This window comes from Microcystis sp. M049S2, assembly GCF_020245625.1.
Taxonomy (GTDB): Bacteria; Cyanobacteriota; Cyanobacteriia; order Cyanobacteriales; family Microcystaceae; genus Microcystis; species Microcystis ichthyoblabe_A.
Genome location: NZ_JADBUN010000158.1, coordinates 1 through 4008, shown reverse-complemented (window position 1 = coordinate 4008; position 4008 = coordinate 1). Strand labels below are relative to the sequence as shown.

Below are 4008 nucleotides of genomic sequence, written 5' to 3'. Positions count from 1 at the left end.
TATCAGTTGTTCACTATTTAACTTGGTTGGCGGACTTCCCCCTTGTGGACGAGGACGGATATCTCCTGTTTCTTTATGTTGCTTCAATAACTTCTGAATAAAGCTTTTAGCCACGTCAAATCTCTGGGCTAGTCCTCGAATGGAAATTTTTTCTTTCTTCCAGACATCGATAATTTTTTGGCGAAAATCTACGGAATAGGGTCTCATAGGAAGCGGGCTAGTTCTATTATTTGTCTATTTGCTTTCCATTGTACCTCATAGTTCCAAGAATTGCTATAATTCTTTTTCCACCCACAAATCAAGATAAATATGGATTTTGATCAACTCTTTGACACTATTGCTACTCTTGTCCTCCATCATTCTCCTAGTGGAATGGAAACGGAAATTGATCGGTTTTTACTAGAACGCTTTCAAGAGTTAGGATTAGAAACATGGCAAGATCAAGCGGGAAACGTCATCGGCAAAATTAAAGGACAAGATTCGACTAAAAAAATTGCTATTACCGGCCATAAAGACGAAATTGGTGCTATTATCAAGGCAATTAATACCGATGGTACTCTGCAAATTCGCCGACTCGGGGGCGCTTTTCCTTGGATTTACGGAGAGGGAGTGGTAGATATTATCGGTGATAGGGAAACCAGATCGGGGATTCTCTCTTTTGGTTCCCGTCATATTTCCCATGAATCCCCGCAAAAAGTGCAGCAGGAAAACACTCCCGTCACCTGGGAATCCGCATGGATAGAGACGAAATTGACTCCAGAAGAATTAGACGCTTGCGGGGTGCGCGTCGGTAGTCGAGTCGTGGTGGGAAAACACCGAAAACAACCCTTTCGACTAAAAGACTACATTGCTAGTTATACCCTCGATAATAAAGCTTCCGTGGCGATTCTTTTGGCATTAGCGGCCAGAATAATTAACCCTGCGGTGGATATATATCTGGTTGCCTCAGCAAAGGAGGAGGTGGGAGCCTTAGGAGCCTTATTTTTCACCGCAAATAACCGCTTAGATGCTTTAATTGCCCTAGAAATCTGTCCCCTCGCTCCTGAATATCCGATTAAGGATGGCAGCAGTCCTGTTTTATTGTCTCAGGATGGTTACGGTATCTATGATGAGGAATTAAATCAAGAATTAAGAATAGCGGCTGAAAAGGCGGGAATAACCCTACAATTAGCCATTATTAGTGGTTTTGGTAGCGATGCCTCCATTGCTATGAAATTCGGTCATATAGCTAAGGCCGCTTGCTTAGGTTTTCCCACCCAAAACACCCACGGTTATGAAATCGCCCATTTAGGAGCCATAGCTAACTGCATTAGCATATTAGAAGCTTATTGTCAACTAATTTAACCATTTTTAGCAAAAAACCAGAGCATCAATAGAACAACAGCGATCGCCAGTCCGCTAAAAACAGTATTTTTATGCTGCTCTAACTGCATGGGTGCGGGGGGTTCTTCTTTTTTCTGTTTATTTGTCCCCTTTTTAAATTGCGGTGCGCTATCGGGAAGTTTCTCTAAATCGGGGATCTTCGTCATCCATTCATCTGGGCGTTTGAGACGGGGAGCTTCGATAATATAAAGCAGACGCTTGGCCTGTTCGCGAATTTGATAGATAGGATGGGTAATAAGTTGCTTACAGATTTCACTGGCTTTCTCCCCCTCTCCCAACCCCTGATGGGCAGAAATTAACCAAATTTGTATCTCACCCCCTGCTCGGGATCCTAAGGAAATTAAGGCTAAAGCCGCATTTAATTGCTGGATACTAAGACGATATTGTCCACGCTCAAAGGCACTGATGCCAGCTTGATAAAGGTCTTGAAAAGAAGGATTTTCGGCCACGGAGTCAAGATCGAGATAAATAAAATTTTACACAAGTATAGCAAAAGCTAAGAAGCAAAAGGAAACTCTCGGCCATCAGCCTTGAATCAGTGATCAGCTTTTCAGTTATCGGTAAACTGATGACTGAAAAGCTCCCCACTTCCCCATTGACAATGAGAATCTCGGCAAAAATCCGGTACACTTTCTCCTAAACCTGCTCAAAGCTGCACAATATGAAAGAGAGGAACTATCTCTTACTAAATATACTGGCGATCTCTACCATAATAATTAGTCTAGTTTTAGGGATTGTATTGGACAAAAAAGCCGCCTTGTTAGGAATTTTCGCAGTTCCTGCCATGGTCGCTTCTTTTATCCATCCCCGTCTGGGATTATTAGCCCTAATCATCTATCTTCCCCTGAGTAGTACCGTCACTTTTGCCGTGGCCAGAGTTTTTCAGGTAAAGGGCAACTTTATTGGTGAAGAGCCATCCTATGCTCTCTACAAAATCGCCAAGGATGCCTTTTATTTCCCAGCTTTAGCGGCAATTTTACTTAAAACCAAAACTTTTAAGCAATTAAGCCCCCAAATCAAGCCTTTTCTCCTCACGGCTTCAATTTTACTTGCCATCAGCTTGATAACTTTTCTTTTTGTCAATCTGCCCCAAGGAGCAATTGCTGTGGGAATTGTAGGATTAAAAACCCTCCTCGGTTATATTCCCCTGGTTCTCTGTGGCTACTATCTAATCAAGGAAAAACGGGATTTATTCGTGGTTAATCGGCTTTTAATCGTGATGATCCTAGTCTGTTGCGTTTTAGTTCTAATTCAATACTTCTTACTCGTCCAAGGCATCTGTCCCGATAGTGAATTCCTCAATCAACTAGAAGTTACTGCCCCGAAATCCGACACCCAATTTTATCCAGATATTAGCGAAAAAGCCAGCTTGAAAGCTCAATGTTTTGTCGGCGGTTCGGTGTTGTATAATCCCGATCGAGGCTTAATTCGTCTCCCCGGCACATTTTCCGATCCTTGGCAATGGGGTTGGTTTTTAGTATCTAGTAGCGTCATCAGTTACGCCGCCAGTTTTAGTGATCCACAAAAAAGATGGCGCGTCGCTGGTTGGGTGGCAATGGTTTTAGTCTTCCTTGCGACTCTGGTTTCTGGACAAAGATTACCTTTATTGCTAGTACCTTTGTTTTACTTGGTTCTTTTTATTGCTACCAGCAAAAATAAGCAAAAGTTACCATTAAGATTGGGAATCTTGGGGTTGCTTTCCCTGCTCGCGGTGACGTTAATTCCCTTTATTCGGGAAAGAGGACTAAATTTTATCGGTCGCTGGTTATATTCGTCTCCCATTGACTTTGTAGTCGATCAAATGCAGTGGGTCTTCAAATATGCACAGCTTTTTGGTCTTGGTTTAGGCACAGCCAGTAGTGGCGCTCGTCATATAGTGGGAGAAGAGGGAATAAGACTAATTGAAACCTACTACGCTAAACTTATCTACGAAATCGGTATCGTCGGTTTTATCGCTTTTATGGCACTGGTGACAATTCTCTGTATTCTCACCTTTAAAGCCTATTTAAAAGTAAAAAATCCTGCTTTAAAGCATTGGGGTCTCTGTATCTGGATTTTTATACTTTTTATTAGCTATAATCCCTACTATTATCCTCTCTCCGTCGAGCCTGTTTCTGTTTACTATTGGTTATTCGCTGGAATATTGCTAAAACTGCCAGAAATCAGCGATAAATTGGAAGATGAGGCGAGATTTCCCGAAAAAAATGAAGTGGAGAATTAAGAGGATTTTTATCGATAATTACATGATCTATCGACTGATAGGAGTTAACCGCCATGACAGCAGAAACCATTCCCTATTCCCTCGAATCTGTCCTTAAGGAAATTAAAGATAGTATTCAAAGTGTTGATCGAAAGCTAGACACCTTACAGCAAGATGTTGATCAAAAGCTAGATAATCTCGAAAAAGATTTCGATCAAAAGCTAGAAACCTTACACAAATTGGTGGTGGGTTAATAATTGGGGGTGGGCGAACGCGGTTCGCCTCTACAGATAAACAAAATTGAATTTTTTGATTAATTCGATATTGGTGGTGGGCTAATTATTGGCTCTGGGCGAACGCGGTTCGCCCCTACAGATAAACAAAATTGAATTTTTTGATTAATTCGATATTGGTGGTGGGCTAAT

At 41.7% G+C, this 4008-nt stretch carries 4 protein-coding genes and 1 pseudogene; 3 read left to right on the top strand and 2 right to left on the bottom strand.

Annotated features, from left to right (window positions below; translation table 11 throughout):
- A pseudogene (locus IM496_RS14040) lies at positions 1 to 207 on the bottom strand (IS630-like element ISMae26 family transposase); the annotation flags it as partial.
- 102 nt (positions 208 to 309) lie between these two features.
- Here IM496_RS14040 and IM496_RS14035 point away from each other — a divergent pair.
- Positions 310 to 1344, top strand: a complete 1035-nt coding sequence (locus IM496_RS14035; RefSeq protein WP_287662272.1) for a M42 family metallopeptidase — start codon at positions 310 to 312, stop codon at positions 1342 to 1344.
- Here IM496_RS14035 and IM496_RS14030 read toward each other — a convergent pair.
- Positions 1341 to 1832, bottom strand: a complete 492-nt coding sequence (locus IM496_RS14030; RefSeq protein WP_194015233.1) for a hypothetical protein — start codon at positions 1830 to 1832, stop codon at positions 1341 to 1343. The two genes, IM496_RS14035 and IM496_RS14030, sit on opposite strands and share 4 nt — an antisense overlap.
- 212 nt (positions 1833 to 2044) lie before the next feature.
- On the opposite strand from IM496_RS14030, the gene IM496_RS14025 reads away from it, so the two are divergent.
- Together IM496_RS14025 and IM496_RS14020 are read left to right on the top strand one after the other, a co-directional pair.
- Positions 2045 to 3604, top strand: a complete 1560-nt coding sequence (locus IM496_RS14025; protein ID WP_287662271.1) for a hypothetical protein — start codon at positions 2045 to 2047, stop codon at positions 3602 to 3604.
- A gap of 53 nt (positions 3605 to 3657) precedes the next feature.
- The gene (locus tag IM496_RS14020; protein ID WP_002747944.1) at positions 3658 to 3837 is read left to right on the top strand and encodes a hypothetical protein; all 180 of its coding nucleotides are present in this window, start codon (positions 3658 to 3660) and stop codon (positions 3835 to 3837) included.
- Positions 3838 to 4008 lie beyond the last annotated feature (171 nt).